This window comes from Undibacterium sp. Ren11W (assembly GCF_049340485.1).
Lineage (GTDB): Bacteria > Pseudomonadota > Gammaproteobacteria > Burkholderiales > Burkholderiaceae_D > Undibacterium.
In genome coordinates this window covers 148147-171920 of sequence record NZ_JBMPPB010000005.1, presented here as the reverse complement: position 1 = coordinate 171920, position 23774 = coordinate 148147, and the positions used below count along the sequence as shown (strand labels likewise).

23 protein-coding genes are annotated in these 23774 nt (G+C 52.9%); 9 read left to right on the top strand and 14 right to left on the bottom strand.

Annotated features, from left to right (window positions below; all coding sequences use genetic code 11):
• Positions 1 to 3 precede the first annotated feature (3 nt).
• Positions 4 to 2481 (top strand): apolipoprotein N-acyltransferase, encoded by a 2478-nt coding sequence (gene lnt / locus ACO0K8_RS13205; protein WP_422947307.1) that lies wholly within the window; start codon positions 4 to 6, stop codon positions 2479 to 2481.
• A gap of 122 nt (positions 2482 to 2603) precedes the next feature.
• Here the strand turns inward: lnt and ACO0K8_RS13200 are convergent, their stop codons facing one another.
• The 5 genes from ACO0K8_RS13200 to ACO0K8_RS13180 all read right to left on the bottom strand — a co-directional run bounded on the left by ACO0K8_RS13200 (position 2604) and on the right by ACO0K8_RS13180 (position 8002).
• On the bottom strand, positions 2604 to 3812 hold the full coding sequence (locus ACO0K8_RS13200) for a M24 family metallopeptidase (protein WP_422947119.1): 1209 nt from the start codon (positions 3810 to 3812) through the stop codon (positions 2604 to 2606).
• 248 nt (positions 3813 to 4060) lie between these two features.
• The gene (locus tag ACO0K8_RS13195) at positions 4061 to 5254 is read right to left on the bottom strand and encodes a PLP-dependent aminotransferase family protein (protein ID WP_422947118.1); all 1194 of its coding nucleotides are present in this window, start codon (positions 5252 to 5254) and stop codon (positions 4061 to 4063) included.
• A 96-nt stretch (positions 5255 to 5350) separates the two neighbouring features.
• A complete protein-coding gene (locus ACO0K8_RS13190) occupies positions 5351 to 5809 on the bottom strand; it encodes a RidA family protein (RefSeq protein WP_422947117.1) in 459 nt (152 codons plus the stop codon).
• A gap of 268 nt (positions 5810 to 6077) precedes the next feature.
• Positions 6078 to 6947: a DMT family transporter gene (locus ACO0K8_RS13185; protein ID WP_422947306.1), complete on the bottom strand. Its 870-nt coding sequence runs from the start codon at positions 6945 to 6947 to the stop codon at positions 6078 to 6080.
• Positions 6948 to 7021: 74 nt separating this feature from the next.
• Positions 7022 to 8002, bottom strand: coding sequence for a threonine dehydratase (locus tag ACO0K8_RS13180; RefSeq protein ID WP_422947116.1), 981 nt, complete (start codon positions 8000 to 8002; stop codon positions 7022 to 7024).
• Between the two features lie 137 nt (positions 8003 to 8139).
• Between ACO0K8_RS13180 and ACO0K8_RS13175 the strand changes: the two genes are divergently transcribed.
• The 7 genes from ACO0K8_RS13175 (at position 8140) to ACO0K8_RS13145 (ending at position 13821) form a co-directional block, all read left to right on the top strand.
• Positions 8140 to 9573, top strand: a complete 1434-nt coding sequence (locus ACO0K8_RS13175) for a PLP-dependent aminotransferase family protein (protein WP_422947115.1) — start codon at positions 8140 to 8142, stop codon at positions 9571 to 9573.
• A 52-nt stretch (positions 9574 to 9625) separates the two neighbouring features.
• The gene (locus ACO0K8_RS13170; protein WP_422947114.1) at positions 9626 to 9865 is read left to right on the top strand and encodes a hypothetical protein; all 240 of its coding nucleotides are present in this window, start codon (positions 9626 to 9628) and stop codon (positions 9863 to 9865) included.
• Entirely contained in the window at positions 9862 to 10992 is a 1131-nt protein-coding gene (locus tag ACO0K8_RS13165; RefSeq protein WP_422947113.1) for a hypothetical protein, read from the top strand. The genes ACO0K8_RS13170 and ACO0K8_RS13165 overlap by 4 nt, the downstream gene beginning before the upstream one ends.
• 107 nt (positions 10993 to 11099) lie before the next feature.
• Entirely contained in the window at positions 11100 to 11243 is a 144-nt protein-coding gene (locus tag ACO0K8_RS13160) for a hypothetical protein (RefSeq protein ID WP_422947111.1), read from the top strand.
• Between the two features lie 34 nt (positions 11244 to 11277).
• A complete protein-coding gene (locus ACO0K8_RS13155) occupies positions 11278 to 12405 on the top strand; it encodes a hypothetical protein (RefSeq protein WP_422947112.1) in 1128 nt (375 codons plus the stop codon).
• 107 nt (positions 12406 to 12512) lie between these two features.
• Positions 12513 to 12656 (top strand): hypothetical protein, encoded by a 144-nt coding sequence (locus ACO0K8_RS13150; RefSeq protein WP_422947111.1) that lies wholly within the window; start codon positions 12513 to 12515, stop codon positions 12654 to 12656.
• Positions 12657 to 12690: 34 nt separating this feature from the next.
• Complete coding sequence (locus ACO0K8_RS13145) at positions 12691 to 13821, top strand: hypothetical protein (protein WP_422947110.1); 1131 nt, start codon at positions 12691 to 12693, stop codon at positions 13819 to 13821.
• Between the two features lie 323 nt (positions 13822 to 14144).
• Here ACO0K8_RS13145 and ACO0K8_RS13140 read toward each other — a convergent pair whose 3' ends face one another.
• Together ACO0K8_RS13140 and ACO0K8_RS13135 are read right to left on the bottom strand one after the other, a co-directional pair.
• The gene (locus ACO0K8_RS13140; RefSeq protein ID WP_422947109.1) at positions 14145 to 15311 is read right to left on the bottom strand and encodes a ChuX/HutX family heme-like substrate-binding protein; all 1167 of its coding nucleotides are present in this window, start codon (positions 15309 to 15311) and stop codon (positions 14145 to 14147) included.
• A gap of 128 nt (positions 15312 to 15439) precedes the next feature.
• A complete protein-coding gene (locus tag ACO0K8_RS13135) occupies positions 15440 to 17746 on the bottom strand; it encodes a TonB-dependent receptor domain-containing protein (protein ID WP_422947108.1) in 2307 nt (768 codons plus the stop codon).
• 22 nt (positions 17747 to 17768) lie between these two features.
• On the opposite strand from ACO0K8_RS13135, the gene ACO0K8_RS13130 reads away from it, so the two are divergent.
• Positions 17769 to 18062 carry a hypothetical protein gene (locus ACO0K8_RS13130; protein WP_422947107.1) on the top strand — a complete coding sequence of 98 codons (294 nt, stop codon included), beginning with the start codon at positions 17769 to 17771 and terminating at the stop codon, positions 18060 to 18062.
• A 130-nt stretch (positions 18063 to 18192) separates the two neighbouring features.
• Here ACO0K8_RS13130 and ACO0K8_RS13125 read toward each other — a convergent pair whose 3' ends face one another.
• From ACO0K8_RS13125 to ACO0K8_RS13095, 7 genes are all read right to left on the bottom strand, one after another.
• Entirely contained in the window at positions 18193 to 18648 is a 456-nt protein-coding gene (locus tag ACO0K8_RS13125; protein WP_422947106.1) for an SRPBCC family protein, read from the bottom strand.
• A gap of 10 nt (positions 18649 to 18658) precedes the next feature.
• Positions 18659 to 19615, bottom strand: coding sequence for a TIGR01777 family oxidoreductase (locus tag ACO0K8_RS13120; protein WP_422947105.1), 957 nt, complete (start codon positions 19613 to 19615; stop codon positions 18659 to 18661).
• Between the two features lie 158 nt (positions 19616 to 19773).
• A complete protein-coding gene (locus ACO0K8_RS13115) occupies positions 19774 to 20283 on the bottom strand; it encodes a cell division protein (protein WP_422947104.1) in 510 nt (169 codons plus the stop codon).
• 33 nt (positions 20284 to 20316) lie between these two features.
• Positions 20317 to 20802, bottom strand: a complete 486-nt coding sequence (locus ACO0K8_RS13110) for a thiol-disulfide oxidoreductase DCC family protein (RefSeq protein WP_422947103.1) — start codon at positions 20800 to 20802, stop codon at positions 20317 to 20319.
• Positions 20802 to 21344, bottom strand: coding sequence for a GbsR/MarR family transcriptional regulator (locus tag ACO0K8_RS13105; RefSeq protein WP_422947102.1), 543 nt, complete (start codon positions 21342 to 21344; stop codon positions 20802 to 20804). Before ACO0K8_RS13105 ends, ACO0K8_RS13110 begins: the two co-directional genes overlap by 1 nt.
• Positions 21345 to 21462: 118 nt before the next feature.
• Positions 21463 to 21636: a hypothetical protein gene (locus ACO0K8_RS13100; protein WP_422947101.1), complete on the bottom strand. Its 174-nt coding sequence runs from the start codon at positions 21634 to 21636 to the stop codon at positions 21463 to 21465.
• 113 nt (positions 21637 to 21749) lie between these two features.
• The gene (locus ACO0K8_RS13095) at positions 21750 to 23753 is read right to left on the bottom strand and encodes a PKD domain-containing protein (protein WP_422947100.1); all 2004 of its coding nucleotides are present in this window, start codon (positions 23751 to 23753) and stop codon (positions 21750 to 21752) included.
• Positions 23754 to 23774: the final 21 nt, after the last annotated feature.

The window sequence follows — 23774 nt, the reverse complement described above, 5'->3', positions numbered from 1 at the left end:
TTGATGACTCTATTTTCTAATTCTAAAGTGCGTTTATGCGCGCAGGCATTGGCTGGCATACTCGCCAGCGCGCTGTTAGCGGCCTTGTATGCACGTGGTGGTGCCGGCTACCTACTCGGTTTTGTGCTGCTGGTGCCGTGGTTACGCACGCTTGATGCGCGCGCTGGCGTATTGACTACGCTGCTAAGCGGCTACGCGATGGCACTGGCCTACACGGCGGCCGCGTTTGCCTGGTTCGGTAGCGCAATTGGTAGCTATACCCAAATCGGTGCGAGCACTGGCCTGGCGTTACTGCTGTTAGCCGCACCGCTGTTTCAACCGCAATTTTTAGTCTTCGCATTAGTACGCCATTTAGTCTCACGCCGGCATGGCGCGGTACTGCGCGCAGTGGCCGGCGCGGCCGCCTGGGTCGCCACCGAATACCTAGTACCCAGATTGCTGGGCGACACCCTAAGCTACGGACTGTATCCCTCTAAGCTGTTGCGCCAGGCCGCTGATGTAGGCGGTAGTGCTGGCCTGACTTTTCTGCTGCTACTGGCCAACGAAGGTGTGGCGGCGGCTCTGGCCCGCCGCACTCTGGGCTGGCGCGTGTTCGCCAAGCCACTGGCACTAGCGGCGCTGGTGCCAGCACTGCTGCTGGCCTACGGCATGGCTGTGCTTACCCTAATGCCAGTGCTCTCGCCGAATGCGGCGTTGCTCGGCAAGCCGCTGCGCATGGGTTTGATCCAAACCAATCTGACTGATTACGAAGCGCAGCGCCAGACCAAGGGCGCGCATGCGGTAGTGCGCGAGATACTCGACACCCATTTTGCGATGAGCTATGACGCCGTGGTTCGCCAGGGCGCGGATGCGGTACTGTGGTCAGAAACCGCTTACCCAACTACCTTCGGCCATCCCAAGAGCGAGGCCGGTGCCGAGTTCGACCAAGAGATACTCAGCACCATCCAAGCCGCCGGCGTACCTTTTGTGTTCGGCACTTACGATAGCGATGCGCAGGGCGAATACAATGCCGCCGCCTTCGTGCAGCCGGCCAGCGGTCTGCTCGGTTTTTATCGCAAGACACGCCTGTTCCCATTCACTGAATATCTGCCGGCCTGGCTTGATGGTGCGCAAGTGCGGCGCTGGTTGCCGTGGACTGGCAACTGGCGGCCGGGCAATGGCGCAAGGGTGTTTCCACTGCGTCTGGCCGATGGTCGCGAGATTCCGGTGTTGCCCTTGATCTGTCTCGATGACGTCGATACCAGACTGGCGATTAACGGCGCACGACTCGGTGCGCAGGCGATCCTGACGATGTCGAACGACTCCTGGTTTAGCACTCATCCATTAGGTGCAGAACTGCATCAGGCGGCCGCGGCGTTTCGCAGCATAGAAACGCGCTTGCCGCAATTTCGCGTCACCAGTAACGGCTACAGCGCCGTAATCGATGCCAGCGGCACCGCGCTAGCCGGCACCCGCATGGGCGAACGCAGTCTGGTGATCGCAGCCCTACCGGTAGCGCTTGCGCCGCGCACTCTGATGGTATTGTGGGGCGACTGGGTCGGGCTCGCCGCTTGCGTGTTCTTACTCTTGCTGGCAGCGCTGAGGCTATTTCCCAGCTGGCGCTTCGCCACTACAGCAGTTGAACAGGAAATGCGCTTTCCCGCCAAAGTTGCGGTACTGCCGCCCGCAGCCCGTCTGGCGGCGGGCTTGTTGCGCGCTTTTGCCCGCGGCAGTTTGTTGTGGATGTGTGGCGCGATGTTATTTAACGAAGCGCTGCGCACCAATACGCTGGCGCAAATTCGCACTTTCGGCGCACTGTTTCTGATTCCTGAAGCGGCTAGCTGGTGCCTGCTGCTGGCCTTTGCTGCGCGTCTCTCGATCGAAAATGGCAGCCTGGTACTGCGCCGTGGCATCCAGCGTTTCGAGCTAGCACTCAGTGATATCGTCGCAGTTGAAGCGTGGCGTTTGCCCCTGCCCGCTCCCGGTGCCGCCTTGCAACTTGCCTCAGGTCAGCGCTGGCGCTACGGCCTGGCGCTGGCAAATCCGCTGGCACTGGCACGCGCACTGGATGCTGCAGGCGGCCCCCAGCTTAGCCCAAGCGCGCCCTCGGGCGTGACCGCGTATGCGCAGGCACGGCTTGCCATACGGCGCTGGCGGCTTGATCATCCGCTGGTAAAATTTGCGCTACTACCCTTGGCGCTGGCGATTCCGGCCTTCCACTTACATCAGCACATCGCCTACGGCAGCGCTTTCGGCGAGTACTATAGCTTTGGCCTGAAAGCTTACCTGATCGCCTTCACGCTCTGGTGGAGCGCCTGGTCTATCGGCGTAGTGCTGAGTGCGACGCTGCTACGTGCCGCAATAGAAATCGGCACCCTGATCACAGCGCTGTTGCGCCCTAGGCAGACCATCGCGATACGGCGCTGGCTAGAGCGGATGGCGCATGTCGCCCTGTATCTGGGCTTACCAAGCTGGCTGCTATTAAACGTCTACGGCGCATAATTTAGGCACTCTGCCAGCGCGCATATCCCATGCGGGCTACAGGCCAGGCAGCCTGAAGAAGCGCATGGAATATGCGCGCTGGCCGAGGTGCTTAGAAGAAACGCCAAATAGTGAGAACGAATTTACTCGCCAAACGGCGCATCGAGTGACTCGCTTTGTCCGGTAAACCATTGTGGACCTTGCTCGGTCATATAAAAATGGTCTTCCAGCCGGACGCCGAATTCGCCTTCTATGCATATCATGGGTTCATTACTGAAACACATGCCGGCGGCCAGTGGCCGGGTATTGCCCTTGACCAGATACGTCCATTCATGAATATCCAGACCGATGCCGTGGCCGGTACGGTGCGGCAAACCTGGCGTTTTGTAGCCTGGCCCCAGGCCTGCCGCTTCCAGCACTTTACGCGCCGCAGCATCGACTTGCTCGCAAGGGACGCCTATCTGGGCGGCCTCAAAAGCAGCCGCCTGCGCGCTTTTCTCTAGCTCCCAGATGCTACGTTGACGCGGCGTCGCCTGGCCAAACACATAGCTGCGGGTAATGTCCGAATGGTAGTTTTGTAACTTGCACCCGGTATCGATCAAGACCATATCACCTTCGCGCAAATACTGTGCGCCATCCGGACCGTGCGGTATCGCCGTTGCGGCACCGAAACTGACAATACAAAAAGTTGAGCTACTGCCGCCAAAAGCGCGATGCGCCTGATCGATGAAGGCGGCGACTTCCAGGGAAGAGATCCCCTCGTACAGAATTTTGGCGGCACGTCTTTGCACTTCCAAAGTAATGTTTTTTGCCTTCTGCATCAAGGCCAGCTCGGCCTTTGATTTATGCATGCGGCATTCCGCCGTAATCACACTGGCATTGACGATACTGGTGAGTGGCATGGCGATCCGCAAGCCGTCAAACACAAAAAAAGGCGCGGCTTCGTCCAGCGCTATCCTCTGCGTGGCACAGCCCAGATCGGCCAGCAATTGCGCGACTAATTGATACGGGCTTTCGTCTTCTTCCCATAGACGCAGTTGGGCTGACTGCCCCACGGTTTCGCGCACTTTCGACTCTTCAAACGTCGGGCAGACGTACACGATCTGGCCTTCGGGAGTGAGCAACGCGCCTATCAGTCTTTCGCTTTGATACCATTGCAAACCAGTGAAATAGTACAGGCTAGTGCTGGCGGTGAGCAGCATGCCGTCTATGCCCTGCAGGCGCATCAGCATTGCAGCCTTATTCACCCGACTAGCGCGCTCGGCAGCGGAAATGGGCTGCACGTCCGACAGGTCCGACTGTATGCCCGCCAATTGAATTGCTGCGTTAGAGCCGCCAATACTGTTTGCCATATTTTTCTCTTGAAGATGATTGCAAATGATTACGAATGATTCCCGCTGGACTAGCTTAAACAGTAGCAGCGGGCGAATACATCAAGGTACAGGCATAGCCGGCGATTGTCTTGATCATCCAAGGCTATAGCATGAAGAAATCTGCACAAACACAATTTTATCTCAAAAAAAACGGGCTTACCTTTGCTGGCAAGCCCGTTTTTTTGCATGCTTTTCGCATACTCTTTGTATGCAAAATGTGCGTCGTTTTACAGTCTAGCCTGTATCAAGCGACCCAATTTTTGTATGCCTTCGTTAATCCGTTCTGGCGATACCGTCACAAAGCTCAAACGCAAGGTATTGGTCTCAGGATTTTCCGCATAGAAAGGCGCACCAGGAACAAAGGCGACATTCTCGGCCAGCGCCGCATCGAGCAACTGCTTGCTATCGATATGCTTAGGCAAAGTCACCCAGATAAACATCCCGCCTTCTGGACGTGTCCAGCTCACAGACTCAGGGAAATACTTCGTCATGGCAGCTAACATGACATCGCACTGGCCTGAATAAAAGCTACGGATAGTCGGAATATGCTCACTCAGGAAACCGTCTTTAATCACTTCGTACACGGCCATTTGGGTCAGAGTCGAAGTATGCAAATCGGCGGCCTGCTTGGCTTGTTCCAGTTTGCGTATCAGCGGAATCGGCGCAACGATGTAGCCCAGACGTATGCCCGGAGTGAGCACCTTAGAGAACGAGCCCATGTAAATCACGCCGCCCGGATTCATGTTCAGCAACTTAGGCAAAGGTTCGCCGTGATAGCAAAGGTCGCCGTAAGGATTATCTTCAATCAAAGGCACGCGCAGTCTGGCGCAAGTCTCTACCAATTCGTAACGACGCTCTACCGAAAGGGTACGTCCGGTCGGATTTTGAAAGTTAGGTAAGGCGTACAGCAAACGCGCGCCCTCGCCTTTGGCCGCGACCGAGGCCGGGATCAAACCATGCTCATCCATGTCGACCGAAACGAACTTCGGCTGGTACACCGAGAACGCCTGCAAGGCCCCCAGATAACTAGGAGTTTCGACCATGATGTTACTACCTTCATCGATCAGGACTTTACCCAACAGATCCAGACCTTGCTGCGATCCCGACACCATCATGATCTGCTCTGGCAAAATCTGGCTGTCGCTGGTCGACAAAGAATCGGCGATGAAGGCGCGCAAAGGTGTGTAGCCATCGGTTGGCCCGTATTGCAATGCTGTTTTACCGTTTTCTGACAAGACTTTATCGAAAGCGGCGCGCATGCGTTCTACCGGGAAAGTTTCTGGTGATGGCAAACCGCCAGCAAAAGAAATTACTTCAGGGCGCTGGGTAACTTTGAGAATCTCGCGGATTACCGAGCTTTGCAGCTGCTCGGCGCGTACCGAAAATTTCCAATCGATAGGAGTAGGGTTTTCAAGTTTCATGCTGGTCTCACCTGGAAGTATTTTAATTTGTGCTTAGGTATTTTTTTGTCGCACACGCGGTGCGGCAGAAATCATGCGCTTGCGCTGCTTTTAGCTTTATGCGATTTCAACGATCATTTCGATTTCTACGCAGGCACCCATAGGGATTTGCGCCACGCCAAAGGCAGAACGGGCATGCTTGCCTTGCACGCCAAATACCTCGGCGATCAATTCAGAAGCACCGTTGGTGACCAGATGCTGTTCGGTATAGTCAGGGGTAGAATTGACCAGACTCATCAATTTTACGATACGCTTGACCCGGTTCAAGTCACCACCGCAGGCGTCTTGCAAAGTGGCGATCATATCAATGGCAATCGCGCGCGCCGCCAAATTACCTTCAGCGGTCGTCATATCTTTACCCAATTGACCAACCCACGCCTTGCCGTCTTTTTTCGCGATATGGCCAGACAAAAATACAGTATTGCCAGTTTGCGCGTGCATCACGTAGGCGGCGACCGGTACCGCAACAACCGGCAAAGTGATATTGAGTGCGTTCAGTTTTTCGTAGAAGGACATGGCTGTTTCCAAAAATGGTGCCGCATGATCAGGCAAGCGGCAAAGGATTGATTGAGGGTACTAAGTAGTTTTTATAAGTAGTTCGTATAAATAGTTCGTGTGAAATTAGTTTTACCGGTCCGGCGATCTGGCTTGTGTTGATTGTATTAATCGCTCATAGGACGAATGCGGCAATCCTCTATTGTACGACCCTGATGCCACGATTAATACCCCCAATTCGTGGCACTAGGCTTGATTTAATTTGGCGTTTGTGGCTTTTTTTGCAAACTTACCGTCGAATATTCATGCGTCGGCCCAGCCCCACCACAGCAATCACCGCCACCGCAAATAGCAAATTCGTCACAGTCAGTGCCTCACCTAAAATACAGGCGGCGCCCAACAGGCTCAGAAATGGTTGCAGCAATTGCACCTGCCCGACCCTGGCAATACCACCGATAGCCAAACCCTTGTACCAAAAAAAGAAACCTATAAACATAGAAAACACCGAGACATAGGTAAAACTCAGCCATGCCTTGGGCGAGGCGTTAAGGCCATAATGCCAGGCCAGCCATACTGTGACCGGCAACAACAGCGGCATGGACAATACCAGCGACCAGGAAATCACCTGCTGGCCACCCATGCTTTGCGCTAAACGCCCGCCCTCGGCATAGCCCATCGCGGCCAAAACGACTGCCGCAAACAGGGCCAGATCTGCCATCTGAAAAGCGCCGCCGCCCTGCTGCAAAGCAAAGCCAAGTACCAGGCCGCTGCCGATGATCGCCATGATCCAAAAGCCCGCCGATGGCCGCTCTTTAAAACGCAAGGCGGCGAAAATGGCGGTTGCCAAAGGCAAGATCCCTAACACCACGGCACCATGCGAGGCTGGCACATAGCGCATCGCGATCGAAGAAAATAAAGGGAAGCCGATCACACAGCCCAAAGCGCTGACCAGCAAGGGCTTGATCTGCGCCTTGCTTGGCCAACTAGCGCGCATGCGCCATAGCAGCACAGCCGCCAACACGGCCGCCACTACTGCGCGCCCCAGCGCCACAAAGACAGGATTAAGTTCGGCCACCGCCATCCGCGTAAACGGCAAAGTCAAACTAAAAATCGCCACACCCACTGCGCCCAGCAACATGCCTTTGCTGTCGTCGCTCATGCCATGTTTGAGCGCAAGACCCGCGCCGACCATGCTGCCTGTTTTTGTGCTTACTGCTGTATTTATATTAGTCATCATGCTGCCCATCTTGTTTGAGTAAGAACCTCTGCATATTTATCATGATCGACATTGCCGCCACTGAGTGACAATCCCACTTTTAATCCTGCTAGTGCCGCCTTGTTTTGCAGTGCCGCTGCCAGCGCGGCAGCACCGGCCCCCTCGGCCACATTATGTGTAGACAAAAATAGTAATTTCATCGCCGCTGCGATCTCCTCATCGCTGACTGCCACTATTTCAGCGACATGCTCAAAGATCACCGCCAGCGAAGCATCATCCGGCACCCGGCATGCCATGCCATCGGCCAATACAGTGGTCACTGGCGAAGCAATATTTTTGCCCTGCTCAAACGACAGCTTATAAGCCAAGGCATGGCTAGACACTACCCCGATTATCTTAGTCCTCAAGCCTAGGGCATTGCGCGCCGCCACTGCGCCGCAAATACCTGAGCCCTGGCCTATCGGTACATACACAACATCCAAGTCTGGCTGCGCCGTAAAAAACTCCATCCAATAGGTGGCGACACCGCGCACCAGATCGGTATGCAGCGACGGCACCATATGCCAGCCCTGTTGCTGCGCCAGCGCCATTGCATGTTCGCGGCTCTCTTGAAAATCATTGCCGTGCTCAATCAAGTCGGCACCCAGAGCGCGCATCGCGGCATTTTTTTCTGCGCTATTCCCAAGTGGAACAACGATAGTCACCTTCAGGCCATGCGGACGTGCCGCATACGCAATCGACTGACCATGATTGCCACGGGTGGCCGAAATCACACCGCGCAGCGCTGGTTCGCGCTGTAGCAGTTCGTGCAGATACACCAGACCACCGCGCACCTTAAAGGCACCGGTAGGCGTGTGATTCTCGTGCTTGAGCCAGACCTCGGTGCCCAGCGTTTCGCATAATATTGGCCAAGCATATTGAGCCGTCGCTGGCATGCTGGCGTAGACGATCTGGGCGGCAGATGCTAATGCGGAATGATTCGGCAAAGAAAATTTCATGGTGACCTCAGAGAGTTGGATTATGCTATCCTAGCCGAAATAACCAATACAGTACCAGTACAATAATTTAGATAGATTACACACTGTTATGGTCACTTTTCCAATACAGCTTATTATTTTTTTGATGAAGTCAACTCATGCGCACAACACCAATCATTAGCAACACGATAGTTTCACGCGAGTCCGGCGGCTCACTGGTCGAACAAATCGTGCGCTCGGTGGCTAGCCGCATTGACGACAAACTCCTGCGCACTGGTGCGCGTATGCCCTCGATACGCCAGTTCGCCGACGAGCAGCAAGTCTCACGCTTTACCGTGGTCGAGGCTTACGACAGGCTGGTCGCGAATGGCTATCTGGAATCACGCCGCGGCTCGGGTTTTTTCGTGCGCGAACGCGCCTCTATGCTGGCCAATAATCATGCGGTTGCGCTGGCGAATCCGGTCGCGCAACAGTTTGACGTGGTGTGGTTAGTGCGTAATATGTTCCGCCAGTTACCACCGCAAAAAATGCCGGGCTCCGGCGTGTTACCGCACGATTGGCTAGATGGCGAATTAGTCGCCAATGGCTTGCGCGCGATCAGCCGTGTCAATTCCAGCCAGCTGCTGCACTACGGCACACCGCAAGGCTTTATGCCGCTGCGCCAGCAACTACAACTCAAACTGGCCGAGCTAGAGATCGCTGCAGCGCCCGAACAAATCGTCACCACTAGCGGCGTCACGCAGGCGCTAGACTTGGTCGCGCGCGAATTCACCCAACCCGGCGACACCATCTTTGTCGATGACCCGGCCTGGTTTTTGATGTTCGGCTCTTTCTCCATACTCGGTGCCAAAGTAATCGGCATCCCGCGCCTGCACGATGGCCCGGATGTCGCCAAGTTAGCCGAACTGGCTGCCCTGCACAAACCCAAGCTCTACATCATCAACTCGGTGATGCATAACCCCACCTCGACCTCATTGTCAGCTGCCAAGGCGTTTCAGGTTTTAAAAACCGCCGAACAGCATGATTTTATGATCGTCGAAGACGACATCTATTGCGATATGCACCCCGGCACCGCAGTCCAGCCAGCCACCCGTTTGGCAGCGCTCGATCAACTCAATCGCGTGATCTATCTGGGCGGCTTCTCCAAGACCCTGGCCGCCAACTTGCGGGTAGGCTTCATCGCCACCTCACCGCAATTGGCGATCCGGCTGTCAGACCGCAAGATGCTCTCGACCCTGACCACTACCGAGATCGGCGAGCGCGTGGTGTATAAAATTCTCTCGGAAGGCCATTACCGCAAACATGTAGACCGTATCCGCGTCAAGCTCGACAGCGTGCGCGACAACGTCACCAAGCGGGTAGAAAACCTCGGCATGAAGGTCGAATACCGCACTCCGGCCGGGATGTTTTTGTGGATAGAAACCGGCTGCGACAGCATCGCCCTGGCGGAAAAAGCGCTGGAACAAGGCATACTGCTGGCCCCCGGCAGCCTGTTTTCACCGAATCAATTGCCATCGAGCCGCATGCGTATCAACATCGCGGCCATGTCCGACCCCGGCGTCTGGGCGTTTCTGGAGCAAGAGATAGGCTAGCCGCCAGCCTGGCATTCACCGCAAAACAGCACTAGCCCACTGCGCATATCCCATGCGGTCTGCAGGCAAGGCAGGCTGGAAAGCCGCATGGAATATGCGCGCTGGCGGCATGCTTTTTTTTGTTGCGCAACAGCTGGCGCTGCTTGCGCTTGCCCCTAAAAAAAATGATCTGCACAATGCCGTGGCACCTGCCGCCGAATGGTTTGCCGCTGGCAGAAAAACAGCTGCTGCAGAGTGCTGCAATGATAAAATAGACAACACCGCCAATAAAGATCTGACCGAGAAAAAATGAATCATCACATCCGCCTGATCTGCCTTTTACTCAGCGCCAGCAGCGTACTGCTAGCCTGCCAAACCCATAGCAAACGTCCGCCTAGCGACATCCGCGCCGCCACAGAAAAAGAGATGGCCCAGGTCAAGCCAGAGTGGATAGAGAAGGAATGCAATGTCGGTTTATATGAAGAGCTGTTTGTGGCATGCGTGACGGTGACAGCGAAGCAAATGCCGGTCTTGGATGTCAATCGGCGTGAGCAGTTTGGCGAGTACTATAATCCTGCCGAATGGCTAGAGTGCATGAAGCGTTCCGCAGAAAAAGGTGGGCGCGGCGATGGGGCCTGCGAAAAATTCAAAGTGCGCCGCGTAGAAAACCCAGAATATTGGCCTAACCCCAGCATGCCACCGGTGCAATGGCCTGCCGCGCCTAAAGACCCTGTGTACCGCTCCTGGATGACGAGTCGCCATTATTTTGAGGCGCTGTGCAAGGCTGAGGCCGGAGAGTTTATCTATAAAACGGTGAGCGATGTCGAGGGCGTCTATCTGGTAAGGCCTATGAATTATGTGTATACAGGCGATGTTTTTGATAAGTATGTGGAGTATGCCCCGTATGTAAGGTCTAGGGGTATGGGGCGGTATCAAAGAGATAAAATCGAATTTACATTCGTTGGTCAAGGGAAGTACTCATTTTTTGAACAACCCCTGCCATATCACACATCTCAATACAGATCTTATCAATCGAAGGGCTTAGATAAATCTTACTTTGAATTTGACAAGCTTACGAAAAAAAATATTGCGAGATATAGCGGATATACAGGTCTCCCAGTCCCGAATGGCACCTCGGCGGATATGGATAGACAAATGAGGGTCGAGTACGCAACGCAAGCAAAAGCGCGTTACGGCCTGACCTGGCGTGAAATCAGGCGACCTGCGGATTTTGAGAAGGGCGTGCTCGGTAGCGAAATCGCTATCGTTGATCTAACCAGTGGTGAAATTTTGACCTTAGCACGCGGGTTTGCCATGGCAGAACAAGTGACACATGCGCCTAGCGGTAGGATGCAATGGTCTTTTCCATGTCCTTATAACGAAAAACGCCAAGATCTCTATTCTTTCACACAATCCGTATTGAAACCGGCTGCCCACTAAACCAACATCAGTCCTTTTTAAAATCAGCACTGGCCCAAGGCGCATATCCCACGCGGCCTGCAGGCCAGGCAGGCTGGAAAGCCGCATGGGGTCTGCGCGTTGGCGGCATGGTTTTTTTTGTTGCACAACAGCTCGCGCATGTTGCGCTTGCCGCTGAAAAAATGATCTGCACAATGCCGTGGCAGCTGCCGCCGGATGGTTTGTCGCTGGCAGAAAAACAGCTGCTGCAGAGTGCTGCAATGATAAAATAAACAACATCAACAATAAAGATCTGACCAAGAAAAAATGATTCATCACATCCGCCTGATCGGCCTTTTAATCAGCGCCTGCAGCGTACTGCTGGCTTGCCAAACCCATAGCAAACGTCCGCCCAGCGACATCCGGGCCGCCACAGACAAAGAGATGGCACAGGTCAAGCCAGAGTGGATAGAGAAGGAATGCAATGTCGGTTTGTATGAAGAGCTGTTTGTGGCATGCGTGACGGTGACAGCGAAGCAAATGCCGGTCTTGGATGTCAATCGGCGTGAGCAATTTGGCGAGCACTATGATCCTGCCGAATGGCTAGAGTGTATGAAGCAATCAGCCGAGTCTGGCAAACGCGGGGATGGAGGCTGCGACATGTTTAAAACCCGCCGTGTAGAAAACCCAGAATACTGGCCTAATCCGAGCATGCCACCGGTGCAATGGCCTGCCGCGCCTAAAGATCCCGTGTACCGCTCCTGGATGACTAGTCGCCATTATTTTGAGGCGCTGTGCAAGGCGGAAGCTGGGGAGTTTATCTATAAAACGGTGAGCGATGTCGAAGGCGTCTATCTGGTAAGGCCCATGAATTATGTGTATACCGGCGATATTTTTGATAAGTATGTGCAGTATGCCCCGTATGTAAGGTCTAGAGGCTTTGGCAGAAGAACCGATGCAAGGGAATTTCGTTTCGTAGGCCAGAATAAGTATTCATTTTTTGAAAACCCTTTGCCATATCACCTCTCGCAAATCGAAATTAATCGTTTCATTATAGGAGACCCCTCTTATTTTGAAAAACCAAAAGTCGCAGACCTGACTGTCGCTAGATATAGCGGATATACAGGTCTCCCAGTCCCGAATGGCACCTCGGCGGATATGGATAGACAAATGAGGGTCGAGTACGCAAAGCAAGTAAAAGCGCGTTACGGCTTGACATGGCGTGAAATCAGGCGGCCATCAGATTTTGAGAAGGGCGTACTCGGTAGCGAAATCGCTATCGTTGATCTAGCCAGTGGTGAAATTTTGGCCTTAGCACGCGGGTTTGCCATGGCAGAACAAGTGACTCATGCGCCTAGCGGTAGGATGCAATGGTCTTTTCCATGTCCTTATAACGAAAAACGCCAAGATCTCTATTCTTTCACACAAGCTGTATTGAAACCGGCTGCCCACTAAACCAACATCAGTCCTTTTTAAAATCAGCACTGGCCCAAGGCGCATATCCCACGCGGCCTGCAGGCCAGGCAGGCTGGAACCCCGCATGGGGTCTGCGCGTTGGCGGCATGGTTTTTTTTGTTGCACAACAGCTCGCGCATGTTGCGCTTGCCGCTGAAAAAATGATCTGCACAATGCCGTGGCAGCTGCCGCCGGATGGTTTGTCGCTGGCAGAAAAACAGCTGCTGCAGAGTGCTGCAATGATAAAATAAACAACATCAACAATAAAGATCTGACCAAGAAAAAATGATTCATCACATCCGCCTGATCGGCCTTTTACTCAGCGCCTGCAGCGTACTGCTGGCCTGCCAAACGCATAGCAAACGTCCGCCCAGCGACATCCGCGCCGCCACAGACAAAGAAATGGCACAGGTCAAGCCAGAGTGGATAGAGAAGAAATGCAATGTTGGTTTAATTGAAGAGCTGTTTGTGGCATGCGTAACGGTGGCTGCCAGACAAATGCCGGTCTTGGATGTCAATCGGCGTGAGCAATTTGGCGAGCACTATGATCCTGCCGAATGGCTAGAGTGTATGAAGCAATCAGCCGAGTCTGGCAAACGCGGGGATGGAGGCTGCGACATGTTTAAAACCCGCCGTGTAGAAAACCCAGAATACTGGCCTAATCCGAGCATGCCACCGGTGCAATGGCCTGCCGCGCCCAAAGACCCGGTGTACCGCTCCTGGATGACGAGTCGCCATTATTTTGAGGCGCTGTGCAAGGCTGAAGCTGGGGAGTTTATCTATAAAACGGTGAGCGATGTCGAGGGCGTCTATTTGGTAAGGCCTATGAATCGCGTGAATACGGGGGATGTATTTGATAAGTATGCACCCCCTGCTCCGTATGTAAGGGCAAGAGGCTTAGGACGACGGACCGATAGTCTGGAATTTGATTTCGTCGGACAGGGAAAATATACATTTTTTGAAAAACCCTTAGCATTTCACTTATCACAAATAGAAATTAATCGTTCGAATAATAGAGATTCCTCATATTTAGAAAATTCTAAAATATCGAGTTTGTCGGTTGCAAGATATAGCGGATTTATCGGACTTGCAATACCGAATGGGACGTCTGCCGATGTTGCAAAAAAAATGAAGGCTGAATACGCTCCGCAAGTAAAGGCTCGTTACGGATTGACCTGGCGTGAAATCAGACGGCATGCTGATTTCGAAAAAAGCGTTGTTGGTAGTGAAGTTGCTATCGTAGATTTAAACAGCGGGGAAATTCTGGCGTTGACACGAGGTTTTTCTATGGCGGAACAAGTTAGCAATGCACCCAGTGGGATGAGAAATTGGTTACATGCTTGTCCATTAATTTCACCTCAACGCCATAGCTTATATTTTTTCGCTGAAGCTGTATTGAAACCGGCCACCCACTAAACCAACATCAGTCCTTTTTAAAAACAGCACTGGCCCAAGGCGCATATCCTACGCGGCCTGCAGGCCAGGCAGGCTGGGAAGCCGCATGGGATATGCGCGCTGGCGGCATGCTTCTTTTATTTACCAAAATCCCCCCACGATCTGACCTTTGCTGCCGCAGTCAGCTTGGCTTGATGCTCTATGACAGCCAATATCGTGCCAACAGGCGCATGTCGATTGCGCACACGCTTTTGGGAACTTCTAAAAGCGCACTTTTGGCTTTTTTGCGCAGGCAAAAAAGGCTGCCTTCAAGGGCAGCCTATCTGGACAGCAGCGTAGCGAATTTATGACACGGTTTTGGTTAGGCCTTTGGTCAACTCTATCCAGCTTTGCGGTTGTGGTTTGGCTCTTTCTCTTACCCCAAAAAAGGTCACGACCAAGTCACCCTGTTTATCGTAAAACTCTACCGAGGTGACGCCAGCGCGTTGCACTACCCAGCCATTATTGAAATTGGCATCGCGCAGATGCAGGTTGAACTCGGGATCGAGCACGTTATACCAATCGCCACTGGCGGCCACTTTGGTGATCTTGCCACTAAAGATCTGGGTCAGGGCGCCATTACCCAAAAAGGCCATGATGCCCACCTGTTGCTGTGCCGCTTGCTCTAATAATTGGCGCACGGCGCTGCCATTAATTCTTTGCGCCACACCCCGGGGTGCCAGCCGTAAAGCTTGTTCACGACTCAATTCAAAGTCTTGCAACAGACGTTCAAATTGGTGGACATCGCTCATTTCTGTCCAGGCTAATTGAAATTCTTTGAGGTCGATCTGGCTGTCGTTTTTTTCTGGTTTTTTCAAAGTTTTTGCGACGATCTTGAGAGCGGCACTTTGCTCTCTGGCCGCAAAGTCTTTCTGCAATTGTTCAAACAAGACTACCCCAACCTCATTTTTTAAATACACCTTGTGGATGGCGTTGCCGCTGACATCGAAAAATTGCAGGCTACGCGCCAGCGTGCCATCGCGCCCGGGCTGCACCACGGCAAACGCGTACTGCCATTTTTCTAGCGTAAAACGCAGATCGATCTGGCCGCCCAGATAACCACCGGCCACGCTACGGATACGCTGTGCGCGTTCCAGATCCTTTTCTGGATCACCACTGAGTGCTTCCGGCTTCATTTTTGTGGCCACGCCAGTGCGTTCTAACACCCCGTTTTCATTTCTGGTCAGTGCCATCACGGTGCCAAGATCGAGCGCCGCCTGCATGATTTTACTGGCCGCATCCGGGCCATCTTGTAAGCGCGTCACCGTCTTACCAATTTGGCTGGCCAGTAACTCGGCCTCTGAGACGCCGAGCTTACTAGCAGCATCCCGTATCTGCATTTTTGGTTGCTCGGCGCGCAGGCTGGCCCAGCGCTCGCTCAGATCAGGGCTGGCGGCAAAACTGGTACTGGCGAGGCTGGCGAGGCTGGCGCAGAGCAGGGTCATACTAAAAGTGTGTTTAAAGTGGCGCATAGGTTTCCAATTAAAAGTGAGTTTGTGCTTGTGACGAGTGGTGATTTTGAGAGAATCAAAATAGTCGTAGCGCCAGCTTGCTGGGCGCTGCTTTTTTTACGTTTTTTAAACGCGCTTTGATCGGTTTCTTAAAAATTTAGATTCAAGCGCGCTGAGAAATTGCGGCCCGGCATACTCTGGCTTTCAATTTCGCTATGCGCTAAGACATTGGTATCGGCGGCCAGACCGCGCACCGAGGCATAATCCCAATACTTTTGATCGCTGAGGTTATAAATGCCGAGGATGAGCTTGGCGTTTTTAGTGATATTCCAATACCCGCTCAGATCCATTACGGTGCTCGCTGGCACCGCAAAATGCGCGAGCGTATCGCCGCTGATGACATCGTCTTTAGCTTGCTTGCCATTTACCCTCACCGTACTCAGACTAGCGCCAAAGCGCTGTGCCGCATCGTCATAGGCGATCGTCAAAGTTCCCTTGGCGGGTAAGGCTGAGGCCAGCTCACCATGCTTGCCGGTCGCGCTATTCTCGGAATTACCACGGACCAGCCCGGCCGCCAAATTCAGACTAAAACCAGCGAGCGATGGCGACCAGACGCCTAACTCGAAGCGGCTGCTCATTTCGCCGCCCCAGGTGTGTACCTTGCCTATGTTCTCGGGGCGATACAGGCCATAGCTAATGGTCGGGTAATGAATTGGGTCGAGAGGCTGTGCCACGTATTCGATAAAATCGCGATACTGGGTATTAAATACGCTGGCATTGAGTTGCACGCCCTTGCTGATGGCACCGCGTACACCGAGCTCAAAGGCATCGCTCCTCTCTTTTTTCAAGGCCGGATTACCCAGCACCGCATAACCAGCACCGGCACCGGTATAGCTAAACGAATCGTAGGTGCCAGTACGTTCGGCCGCAGTCGGCAATCTGGCCCCCTGCGCGTATTGGGCATAGGCGTCGAAGCCAGTAAATAAGGTGATGTTCAAGCCCAAACTAGGCGTCACGGAGTGCGCGCTATCTTCTTTGATTTCTTGCGCAGCCTGCGGCACGGCGATCACATAATTGCCCAAATTTATCGGGCTCATGCTGAGATACTGAGCGCGTAGTGCCGGGCTCAAAGTCGCGCGATAGCCAGCCAGATCAAAGCGAAAATCATCAGCTAACTTAGCGGTCCATTGGCGCGTCGTGACATCCGCCATACGGTTCTTTTGCGTGACTTGATGCGCGCCGCTGGCCGTGATCGTGCGATCATCGAGCCACGGACGGCTACTCTCGATTTGCTCAAAATTGAGACCGTAGCTGAGCTGATGTTGTGTGCCTATACGCTTATCGGCATTCAAGACCAGACCCAAGCTGTCGTTGATGTAACTGGTGCGAATATTTCTCGATGAGCTGATGCCGCGACTGATGTTTTGTGCGCTAGTGACATCATCGACCCGCGCCGTCTGGCTGTACAGCAGCGTGTGCAGATTATCGAAGGCCATAAAACCAGGGCTGGCTAATTGATGCGCCAGGCTGATACGGCGGCGCTCGGCATGCGAATCTTGTTGCGCACCAGCCGGATAAGCCGGGCTCAGTTTATTGAGGAAACGTCTTTGATGATCGCTCTGAAAACTATCTAAAGTAAGCTCAAAATTATTCGCTGGATTGAGCGCCCACTGCAATTTAGCCAGCAGCGCATCCGAGTTCCACTCATCCGGATTCTGTTGCACCGTCTCGTAGGCTTGCCGCTGCTGGCCTTTGCGATGTACGTACATGGCCAGACCCTGCAAGGCGCCACTGCGCGCCGCGCCGGTGACGGCCTGCATTAGACTGGTATCGCTAGAATTGTGGTTGGCCGCGTAGCCAAAATAAGTGCTTTTGTCTGCGCTCAAAAAATCTTGCGGTGCTTTACTGCCTAGCGCCACACTGCCAGCCAAACCAGGCACCGCCTCACTGCCAGCACTGGTACCCGAACTAAAGCGTACTTGACGCAGGGTCTCAGGGTCAAAATAATCACGCCCTACCCCAAAACTGTTGAGGCTATTCGCATCAGGCTTAGCAGCAGCGTCCGGCATGGCAATACCATCGAGCGCGATACTGACGCGATTACCTTCCACCCCGCGAATATTAAAACCGGTATTACCGGCACCGTCCCAGATATTGCCGCTACCGCTGGCGGCACCGGGCACACTAATCAAGGATTCATAACGTGCAATGCCGGCCATATCGAGCGCATTGCGCCGTTGTAAATCATCGCTATCTAAACGCACACTGCGAGCGCCAGACTCCGCCCTCTCTTTCTGAGCTTGCACCGTGATCTCGGGCAAATTAATACGTATGCCCGCTTTGTCAGTCTGCGCAGTGTTTGCGTTTCCAGCGACACTTTCGACCGTATCGGCCGACTGCGCAGACGCTGGCACCACTGCCAGCAAAGCAAGCGCTGCCAGCGCGGAGGCCAACACAGGCGTCAAGGTAAGCGTAGAAATGGAGCTGCGATTTAGACGAAAAGCTGTAATACCAGAAAAGCGGTTACCAGAAGCAGAAAGAAGCATTGAAACAGAGCTTGAAACAGAGCTTGAAACAGATTTTGAACGAGCAGGAACAGATGAAGTAGAGACCATCATAGAGCACCCAAAAAAAGTGGATGGCTGGCGCTCTGATCGGCAGGGGGAGAACTGCCTTAGACCTAGCTGGCTAAAAGCACAGTTTAATGAGAATGATTCGCATTTGCAAGTTATTTATATCGGCGTTCAGCTTTTTCCAGACTCTGCTAGTTAGCGTCATCCGCCAATCGACCGAAATCAAGAAAAATTCTCACCTAGCCCAAGGCGCATATTCCATGCGGCTTTGCAGCCAGACAGGCTGGGAGCCAGCATGGAATATGCGCGCTGGCGAAGTGCATTGAAAATCAATCACGACGATGCCGCGCTTCGCTATAGTTTTTTAATCCTTGCATGCGCGCGATAACAATTTTTTTGAAGTAGAAGGCGGCAAGTCTTTCACTAAAAAACGGGAATGTCCAAAACTTCAGCTTTATCGTATATCGAAATTTTGCTAGCGTTGAAGTGCTGCCATCCATTCGAAAGACCCAACTACCGGCAAAATTCTTTATAAAAAACGGTCCTTTCGTCATCTGCACTGCGGCGACAGAAGGCGGATTCATTTGCACGAGCTGTACATCCATGATGAGTCCCGACTTAGCAAACACTCGCACTTCGGCTCCAGGCCTTACGCCACTCACACCATTTAATAGCTCAATTTTTTCTGGAAACGGATCCCACTTATAACGAACATAATAATCTTGCGAGATTTGATAAACATCGGAAATCGGCGCATGAATAAGTAAGCGATGCTCAACAATCACGGTGCTCGCCTCATTTCAATAAACTCTTTAAAGCCGATTCTAAATCGGGATAAGCGAAGCGAAAACCTTGTGCTTGCAAACGACTTGGCGTCACCCGCTGCCCTTCGAGTAACAGCTCAGCTTGTTCCCCCAAAGCCAGACGCATAGGCCACCCAGGTGTGGGCATGAAGCAAGGCCGCCCCAGAATGCGGGCGGCAGTCTGGCTAAATTGCTTCTGTGTGACGCATTCGGGTGCGCTGAAGTTATATGCGCCATCGTCGATATGACCGGCGTCGGCCTGCTGCTCGCGTGTGCATAGATGGGCGATACCTCTGAGCACATCCTCCACGTGTATCCATGATTGCCATTGCGTACCACGGCCGAGCGCGCCACCCAAGCCCAATTTAATCGGCAGTAGCATCATCGGCAAAGCGCCCTGCTGGCCCAGCACGACGCCAAAGCGCATGCACTTCACGTGGACGCTATATTGGCTGGCTGCGTGCGCTGCGGCTTCCCATTCCTGACACAGCTGCGACATAAAAATGGCCTGTGGCGGGCTCTCTTCGGTCAGTTCACGCTGATCGCCTGGTTCTTGTATGCCGTAATAGCCGATTGCCGAGGCCGATAACAACAGCCGTGGTTTTTGTTTGGCGCGGGCTATCCACGCGAGGATGCTGTCGGTGAGTGCAACCCGGCTGCGGCGCAATTCTGCCTTGCGCTTTTCAGTCCAACGCCAGCCCAGGATGCGCGCGCCGGCCAGATTGATGATGACATCGAGCGGGTAATTATTAGGCAGCTCGCTCATGGCGCTGATGCTGTTCACTTTGGCATCAAAGCGCAATGTCGCATGCTTGGGATTGCGACTGAGGACGGTGACACGCTGTCCGTCTGCGATTAAGGCACGCACCAGTTGCTGACCGATGAAGCCAGTGGCGCCGGTGACGAGTACGTTTTCTGATCGATCATTGAAATGAAGCGTACTTAGCATCGATGTTGCCTCGTTTTGTGGATGTTTTTGTGGATCGTCGGCAAGCTAGTTAAGTATCTAATTATGTACCTAATTATGTAGCCAGTTCGGTTGCTATCCGAAGCGCGCACCCAAACCAGTCATTGGATAGGTATTCATAGTTTTACCGGAGTACTCACCTATGCAGATGGCTGGCCGCTTGCTGCTCTGTCGTACCACCAGAGCCAGCATAAGGGTGGCAACATCGCCAGCAAGGCAAAGCCATCGATCCAGACATGTATCGTTGCCGATGCACGTAACGATATCAGCATGTCTTGCGGTGCCCAGACCAACAAGCCGATAAGCAGCCAGATCCAGGCAAAGCGACTACGCTGACGGTTACCGATATGTGTCAAAGCGCCCATCCAGATCGCCACGCTTTGCACCGTGGGGCCGAATAGACTGATCCACCAGACCTGTTGCGCACGGGCCGCCGCTGGCACAGCCTGCGACCAAAAACCGGCTTCCACGGTCTGGTGGTAGGTGTTAAAGATACTCAGATCAGCGATCCATGGCAACAACAGACCAACCAGAAAATGCACGATGATGCTGGCGTACAACCAAAGCACGCAATAGCGACGCGTAATCTCTGCACCTATCACGAGTTTAGTATTGCTGACTTTAGTTCTGCTGGTGGTAGTTATCTGCATGATGATAAGGTTTCTGTTGATGTGCTACGGGCACTAAGCTTGATCGCGCAAAAAGGGATTGCCGACTTGGCAGACGCCCTCCACACAATGCGTCTGCGCAGGCTGTTTTTGATACCCTAGCCAGCGCGAAATACGGTAGCGGTTACGGGCAAACTTGCGATACAGGTTCGCCAGGCTTGGGCGTAAAAACTGTATGCGTAAAGCCGCCACCAGCCAACCTCTACCGACTAGGGTATACGCCGCCAGCATGCTATCGATACCGACCAATAAGTCACCCGCTGCAGTCTGGCTATGTAATTCCAGGTTCAAGGCTTGCATACTGACACCCAATGCAGCGGGATCAAAATCTGCCTCGGCGATGTCAACGAAGTGTAGCCGTCCAGCGCGGTTCCAGCCACGCAAACGACGCATCTCGGCATCGCAAAACGGGCAATTGCCATCATAAAACAGCGTCAGTTGCGGCCTTGCTTGGGGCTCACCTGTGCAGTCATTCGATTTGCTGATTTCAGGGATTTTCATCACTTCGCCTTATTCTCTGCGGAGGTGGTAAATTTAGCGACCTTGGCGCCCATTTTGATGACTTGCTTGAGTGTGCTGGGGGGGAGGCGCTTATAGCCTTCGTAAGTGTTGGTCAGCATTTCCATAAAGTCGAGCACCTGCCCCATTTTTTTCTTGGTGGCGCTCTCCAGTGCAGCGTCATGATCGGCTTCCCGCATACATTCACGCAAGACTGTTAAGGTTGGATCGATCTCACGGCGCTTGCGCTCTTCCATGATGATACGAAAAATTTCCCACACGTCTTGCAGCGCCAGAAAATGATCGCGTCGGTCGCCCGCCAAGTGAATCAAGCGCACCAGACCCCAGCTTTGCAATTCCTTGAGGCTATTACTGACATTGGAACGTGCCACACCCAGTGTCTCGGCAATATCCTCGGCGGTAATCGGCTCATTGGCGAGAAACAAGAGCGCATGGATTTGCGCAACGGTGCGGTTGACACCCCATCGCGTGCCCATCTCCCCCCAGTGCAGTACGTATTTTTGCATGGTCGAGCTGAGTTCCATTTGACTCTTTCTTTAATTTCTGTCGTTACAGAAATTAAATACCTAAACAAAATAAAAGTCAATCTTCTTTCTTGCCAAATTACTTAATTATTTACTCTGATCTGGATGCACGCACCGACTATTTTCCGCGCAGAAACGCTACTGCGTGATTGCCTATCCCATGCAAACGATGGGTGTATTCGACCGGCAAACCGTAGAGAGATTGCGAGGCAGGCATATACTTGGTTGTGGTATTTTGAGAGAAAGCAGAAGCATAGACGAAGGCGAACTCGCAGCACAGTATGAACGACATTTGGTAACGATAAAAAGCCGACGCTAAAACAAAAAACTGCCTGTAAGGCCCACCATAACGGCGCCTTACAGGCAGAAAGTAGAACAGACTGGAGGTAGAATTTTACTAAATACTTATTTGATGACTACTTGCATGCTAGTGCCAAATTTGCGGCCTAAAGAATCTACGATCGCGAGTGAAGCTTGATAGGTGCCCGCTTTAGTGTAGGTGTGTACTGCTAAAGCCGTGCTGGCTGTTGCGGTACCGTCACCAAAATTCCACAGATAAGTTTTGATGGTTGCACCAGCAACAGAAGCACCTCTGGCATCAAACGTTACAACTACAGATCTTGTATCGGCTGCTGGAGTAACTGGTTTTGGTGGTGTCACTGGCGGTGGCGTTACTGGAGCCGGTGGCGTCACGGTGCTTGGTGGCGGAGCAACTGGTGTACCGTTCGACAAGGCACTGGTACCTGTGATGCTGTATTGCCCAAGGCTGCCGTAATTGCTATAGCCACTGACTAAGGCACTGCCCTTGCCAGCACCTGTAACACTTAAGAAATACATTCCTTGTGCAGGTATCGCAAAACTGATGGAACTAGCCAGGGTGGTATCGACATTGGCTGAGGCGAGTACCTTGCCTTTGCTGTCTATCAATTGCAAGGCCATATCCAGATTACTACCTAAATCAGCCCCTTTAACCGTGAAGCTTGCGGTTCCAGCACCGGCGACAAAACTAAACATATCCACGTCACCAGGCGTACCTATCACACCGCTAGCGCTAAGGTTGTTGTAACCGTTAGCAGATTTACTGACCATTGCATCAGCGGTCGTGATGGTGTTTCCATGATCATCAGCCAAAGGTTTCAAGCCTTGCTTGAGCATTACTGCATAGGCATCTTCTTTATTATTGGCATTCGCGTATTCGCCTTTAGACCATTGTGTCAGGTTCTTGTAGTAGCCAACACCCATGATAGGAGCCCAACCTGTTTCACCGTCACCTTGACCTTGATAATAGGCGACTGAAGTGGTGCCCTGATGTGACAGACCTAAGGTGTGCCCCAACTCATGCGAAACGCATTCTGCGATATATTTCTCACCATTGGCGAGGTTGTTTGGGAAGCAGAAAGTACTGGCAGTACCGGTGGAGAAAGCACCGAAAGTATTTAAGTACGCATAACCACCTGCCGTCTGAACCCTAGGAGTAATCAGGATAGTCATGCCGACTTTCCCTGCAGGAGCGACTGGCTTCTCGGTTGTGACATCAACATCAAAGGGGGCGTAATCTTCGACCACGCGCTGCCATACTTTTTGTATCAAGACGCGTTCGGCATCGTTGTAGGTAGCTGGTGTTGCGTCCAGACTAAACGCTGGATTGGCAGAATCACCGGTGAAGTTGAGGTAAAGAATGCGTGTAGAGCTTGGTCTGGTGTGTAGTTTGAATGTCTGATCTAACGGGAACGGACTGGCGGTAGTGGCTGCGGCTGCAGTCGTCGCGGTTGTCGCTTGCTGCATGCTGCTGCCAGCTGCGGCACCTGCTGGCACTGCGCCTTCTAAGCCTGCATCAATATGCAACATGCGGCCCTTGCGATCCAAATGCACAGTGTCATCGGATACCAATAATTCGCGCATCGCATCACTGCTCATGCCATACCATTTTGCGACAGCATCAAGATCGTTGCCCAACAAGGCAATCGCTTTTTCACCGGAAGAAAATTCTTTTAAATTGATACGAGAGAACGGTGCACCATCAGTACTGCCTTCCGCACTATTCGGAACGAAGCTAGCTGGCAATTCCATCTGCGCCATCATGTCTTCGCTCATACGCTGTGGCGCTGCCGCTGGCATGCTGTAGTTATGCGTATCCGGAGAAAACTGAGTATTGATCTTAGTCGTGTTGTAGCTAGATTGGCCTTGTGCTACGACCTCTACGAGAGATCCGGACTGGGCTACGGCATTTGCTGTGAGCGTGGTAGCGGAAGTGGCTTTTTTACTGATGCCGCGATCACCATTACTGGCTTGTGCGTCAACTTTTTCATCTACGGATACACCTGCGTAGATGCTCAAGCCGCCGACTATCATTACGGCAAGAGCGATGGCAGTTTTGAGGACTGGCTTTTGTGGAGTTTGCTTGTTCATTTTATTTCCTTTGTTATGGTG

Coding starts and splice junctions, on each gene's coding strand:
- lnt (WP_422947307.1), top strand. CDS start 4: ATGACTCTATTTTCTAATTCTAAAGTGCGTTTATGCGCGCAGGCATTG.
- ACO0K8_RS13200 (WP_422947119.1), bottom strand. CDS start 3,812: ATGGCAAACAGTATTGGCGGCTCTAACGCAGCAATTCAATTGGCGGGC.
- ACO0K8_RS13195 (WP_422947118.1), bottom strand. CDS start 5,254: ATGAAACTTGAAAACCCTACTCCTATCGATTGGAAATTTTCGGTACGC.
- ACO0K8_RS13190 (WP_422947117.1), bottom strand. CDS start 5,809: ATGTCCTTCTACGAAAAACTGAACGCACTCAATATCACTTTGCCGGTT.
- ACO0K8_RS13185 (WP_422947306.1), bottom strand. CDS start 6,947: ATGAGCGACGACAGCAAAGGCATGTTGCTGGGCGCAGTGGGTGTGGCG.
- ACO0K8_RS13180 (WP_422947116.1), bottom strand. CDS start 8,002: ATGAAATTTTCTTTGCCGAATCATTCCGCATTAGCATCTGCCGCCCAG.
- ACO0K8_RS13175 (WP_422947115.1), top strand. CDS start 8,140: ATGCGCACAACACCAATCATTAGCAACACGATAGTTTCACGCGAGTCC.
- ACO0K8_RS13170 (WP_422947114.1), top strand. CDS start 9,626: ATGCGGTCTGCAGGCAAGGCAGGCTGGAAAGCCGCATGGAATATGCGC.
- ACO0K8_RS13165 (WP_422947113.1), top strand. CDS start 9,862: ATGAATCATCACATCCGCCTGATCTGCCTTTTACTCAGCGCCAGCAGC.
- ACO0K8_RS13160 (WP_422947111.1), top strand. CDS start 11,100: ATGGTTTTTTTTGTTGCACAACAGCTCGCGCATGTTGCGCTTGCCGCT.
- ACO0K8_RS13155 (WP_422947112.1), top strand. CDS start 11,278: ATGATTCATCACATCCGCCTGATCGGCCTTTTAATCAGCGCCTGCAGC.
- ACO0K8_RS13150 (WP_422947111.1), top strand. CDS start 12,513: ATGGTTTTTTTTGTTGCACAACAGCTCGCGCATGTTGCGCTTGCCGCT.
- ACO0K8_RS13145 (WP_422947110.1), top strand. CDS start 12,691: ATGATTCATCACATCCGCCTGATCGGCCTTTTACTCAGCGCCTGCAGC.
- ACO0K8_RS13140 (WP_422947109.1), bottom strand. CDS start 15,311: ATGCGCCACTTTAAACACACTTTTAGTATGACCCTGCTCTGCGCCAGC.
- ACO0K8_RS13130 (WP_422947107.1), top strand. CDS start 17,769: ATGGAGCTGCGATTTAGACGAAAAGCTGTAATACCAGAAAAGCGGTTA.
- ACO0K8_RS13120 (WP_422947105.1), bottom strand. CDS start 19,615: ATGCTAAGTACGCTTCATTTCAATGATCGATCAGAAAACGTACTCGTC.
- ACO0K8_RS13115 (WP_422947104.1), bottom strand. CDS start 20,283: ATGCAGATAACTACCACCAGCAGAACTAAAGTCAGCAATACTAAACTC.
- ACO0K8_RS13110 (WP_422947103.1), bottom strand. CDS start 20,802: ATGAAAATCCCTGAAATCAGCAAATCGAATGACTGCACAGGTGAGCCC.
- ACO0K8_RS13105 (WP_422947102.1), bottom strand. CDS start 21,344: ATGGAACTCAGCTCGACCATGCAAAAATACGTACTGCACTGGGGGGAG.
- ACO0K8_RS13100 (WP_422947101.1), bottom strand. CDS start 21,636: ATGTCGTTCATACTGTGCTGCGAGTTCGCCTTCGTCTATGCTTCTGCT.
- ACO0K8_RS13095 (WP_422947100.1), bottom strand. CDS start 23,753: ATGAACAAGCAAACTCCACAAAAGCCAGTCCTCAAAACTGCCATCGCT.